Source organism: Candidatus Obscuribacterales bacterium (assembly GCA_036703605.1).
Lineage (GTDB): Bacteria > Cyanobacteriota > Cyanobacteriia > RECH01 > RECH01 > RECH01.
On record DATNRH010000478.1, the window covers coordinates 1 to 3,169 of the forward strand.

4 protein-coding genes are annotated in these 3,169 nt (G+C 50.6%); 1 reads left to right on the forward strand and 3 read right to left on the reverse strand.

All coding sequences use genetic code 11. The annotated features are described in order from the left end of the window. Nucleotides 1–172 precede the first annotated feature (172 nt). On the forward strand, nt 173–616 hold the full coding sequence (locus tag V6D20_10255; GenBank protein ID HEY9816162.1) for an Hsp20/alpha crystallin family protein: 444 nt from the start codon (nt 173–175) through the stop codon (nt 614–616). A 119-nt stretch (nt 617–735) separates the two neighbouring features. On the opposite strand, the gene V6D20_10260 is transcribed toward V6D20_10255, so the two are convergent. The 3 genes from V6D20_10260 to V6D20_10270 all read right to left on the reverse strand — a co-directional run. Continuing rightward, on the reverse strand, nt 736–1,059 hold the full coding sequence (locus V6D20_10260; protein ID HEY9816163.1) for a DUF5684 domain-containing protein: 324 nt from the start codon (nt 1,057–1,059) through the stop codon (nt 736–738). 189 nt (nt 1,060–1,248) lie between these two features. Continuing rightward, nucleotides 1,249–1,491 carry a hypothetical protein gene (locus V6D20_10265; protein ID HEY9816164.1) on the reverse strand — a complete coding sequence of 81 codons (243 nt, stop codon included), beginning with the start codon at nt 1,489–1,491 and terminating at the stop codon, nt 1,249–1,251. 36 nt (nt 1,492–1,527) lie between these two features. Beyond that, nucleotides 1,528–3,169 (reverse strand): CapA family protein (locus V6D20_10270; GenBank protein ID HEY9816165.1); only part of this gene is annotated, 1,642 nt, incomplete at its 5' end.

The following is a 3,169-nucleotide window of genomic DNA, read 5'->3' on the forward strand; positions in this document are numbered from 1 at the left end:
ATAACCTTGAAAAAATTAGATCGGGAACTACGACCAAACTGGGTTCCCATAACCGAATCTCCCCTTAGAAAAAGTCTTCTAAAGTAGTAATCAAAGGGACAAAGATAGCCCTACTAACAGTCACCTAAACTTGACTAGATACACTCAGAGATTACTACAGGAGCTGAAGATCATGACACTCATTCGTTGGCAACCCTATCGTGAAGTAAATACCCTTCATCAACAACTAGATCGACTGTTGGATAATGTTTTAGCTCCCATGTCTGTTGCTCAGCAAGATTGGTTTCCTACTATGCCCGCAGCAGAACTTAGTGAAACAGAAGAAGCTCTATTGCTGAAGCTGGAAGTGCCGGGAATGGAGCCTAAGGATCTGAATGTGGAAGTGAGTGAACAATCGGTTTCTATCAGCGGTGAACGTAAGTCTGAAACTAGCCATGAAGAAAATGGATCAACTCGTAGCGAATTCCGCTATGGCAAGTTCCAACGCATCATTCCACTACCTACCAGGGTGCAAAATACCAAGGTAGAAGCCAATTATAAAGATGGCATTCTTATGCTGACGTTGCCCAAAACTGAAGAAGTTAAAAACAAGGTTGTGAAGGTAAATCTTGGTTAATGTCTAGGGCGATCGCCCCTAGTGTTAGCTAACATAGTCCATTATGGACATACTTGAAAGTGCCTATTTCCTGACGGAAATGGGCACTTTTGAATGACATGAGTTTAGGAATCAATACTCTAGCTAAAGGCGAGATAACCAATGAGTGCTAAGTTGAGCAGCGGCACTAAAAATAGCAGAAGTAGCCAAGGTGATTTCCCAAGCTTTTTACAGATCTCAACCCAAACAAGAATACCGACAACAACATTCACAAACGGAATGAAGAATAATATCACCCACCAGCCAGGTTTATCCGCAGCTAAGCACATGACATAGGCATTGGCGATAGGAACCCATGCCAACCAAGAGTTTTCAACTCTTAAGCGATCGCAGATGGTTTGAAGGGAGTAGGAAATGTAAGCATAGAATGCAACAAAGAGAATAAACGTAATGAAGTCGTTCATCAAAATAGCCTTTTGAGAATTTAAACACCAGGTGAACACCCTTGCCCAAACATTCTCATTTTAGAGGGACTCAATCATCCCACGGAAAGTTGTAAGGATTGTTTACTAGACTGTTTAGGAGAGGCTTTCTGGAGGCGCTAGACTATTCCTATCTCTACGATTTCCTAGCCATCTTCAACTATGATTGCTCTAGCTCTTCGATCGCTTTTTGGTCGTCTTGCGCCACGTCATTAAGAGATAGGCCATAGCGCCAATTTGCAGTGGCCCTGTGGCTAGATAGGCTTTGAGAGGAGCATAGAGATCGAGGCTAGAAAATGCTCCAAAGTATACAACTCCCACCACAAAAAGGCTAAAGCCAGCCAGCGACAGCCGTTGGTATTTCGGCAGTATGCCTGCTAGGCTAGCCTCTTTGTTGATCTTGTTCTTGGGCATGGCATATGACCGAAGGGGTAGACGGCTAGAGCAGATTTACGGCTCGTCTTCAACGCTCGGTTCACCTTGTTTCAGTTCATCCAATGGGGTATCCCACGGGTCGGCAGTGGGAAAGGTGGTGAAGGAATTATCCAACAGTTCCGGATCCTGCATGTTCTCGCCATCGCGATCCCTGGTTTCCCCAGACGTGTCCTTGGGTTGGGAGTCGTCTTGAAAGCCAGACTCGCCCTGGATGTCAGACTCATGTCGGAATCCAGATGCAGGTTTGTCTTGACTATCGCGATCGCTTTGTTCGATGCGACGGTCTAGAACAATGGGTGATTGTAACGGTTCATCAAACAAGCCCGACGCTTGGTCTAAATAGGTTTGAATCTGTTCAGCTTTATCCTGGTCGGCCAAGCGTGGTTGCCCCGCTTCCACCTGCACCGGCAAGACCTCTAGGCGCATCTGCTCGTCGCGCAGAGAGACTTTGAGCACCGCCGTGTCGTAGTTCGCTGTAGCCGGATCGGCGGCATCGCCTTCGGGCATGAAGTTGCCAATGGAGTAAGCGATCGCTCTCCCGCGATAGATTTCTGCACCCTGGAGCACCTGGGGATGATAGCCAATCACCAAATCGCTGCCCTGATCGACGGCATGGTGGGCTAAGTTCACCTGCTGGGCTGAGGGATAGTCCGCCATCGCATCTTGCCAATGGAAATTGACAATCACCCAGTCAACCTGGGGACGAATCGCCTGCACATCGGTGGTAATTTGATCCGTGAGCGGATCACTGGTGCTGGCAACCGAGCTGGTGTAGCTCAAGTAGGCGATGCGTTTACCATTGACGTCCAAAATTTCAGGACGGCGGGCGGCGGTGGACGTCGTGCCATGGCCCACGGTGCGCAATCCAGCTTGCTCCACCGCTGATAGAATGCGCTGTAAATCTGCCCGACGCGATCGCGGTTCATCAACTTGGGATGGAGTACTGACAACATCAACGCCGCTATCGATCCAGGCCTCTTCGGTGGGCCAAGCTGCGGTCTGCTCATCGACCACGTCGGGTATATCTAAATAGGACAGCGCTACATCGGCATTCTGAATGGGATTCACCATGGTGGTGGCGGTGGATAGCCAAGGCGCGCCGCTAAAGCTGAGGGTGAGGGTTGGGCGGCTGTGGGAAATGGGATGGATGATAACCGGCACTGGCTCTAAGGCTGCCTGCACCGTGCCTGAGGTGGGAACGGGCGATCGCCCCAGAAAATCTGGTAGGGGCAGGGTGCCGGCTTGGGACGGATCAGCAGACTTGAGGGTGGTGACATAGCTGACAGCTTCTACACCACAGCCCAGCAAAAAGGCGAGGGCTGCTGATCCGCCCAGCCAAACCTTGCGCGGCGACCATCGCGGTTCAACGGGGCGATAGAGCGCAACGGTGTTAGACGGTTTCGCACCTAAGATCGTGTCTACTGCCCCAGCACAAGTCTGACCGATGTTATGCAGCCATACCTGTAGCCCTGAAGGCTGGACACTCGGTTTAGGCACGGGCACGGGAGCGGGCGGCACACCCAGGGTCAGGGTTTCTTCCCAAAGAATGACATCGGTGCTGCTGGCTAGCTTAACGGTGATATGTGCCCAATAGAGCGTAGGCAGTCCAAGGCGTAGGAGGCGATCGCTCATCGCTGTGAGCATGATCTGGCGATCG

Coding starts and splice junctions, on each gene's coding strand:
- V6D20_10255 (HEY9816162.1), top strand. CDS start 173: ATGACACTCATTCGTTGGCAACCCTATCGTGAAGTAAATACCCTTCAT.
- V6D20_10260 (HEY9816163.1), bottom strand. CDS start 1,059: ATGAACGACTTCATTACGTTTATTCTCTTTGTTGCATTCTATGCTTAC.
- V6D20_10265 (HEY9816164.1), bottom strand. CDS start 1,491: ATGCCCAAGAACAAGATCAACAAAGAGGCTAGCCTAGCAGGCATACTG.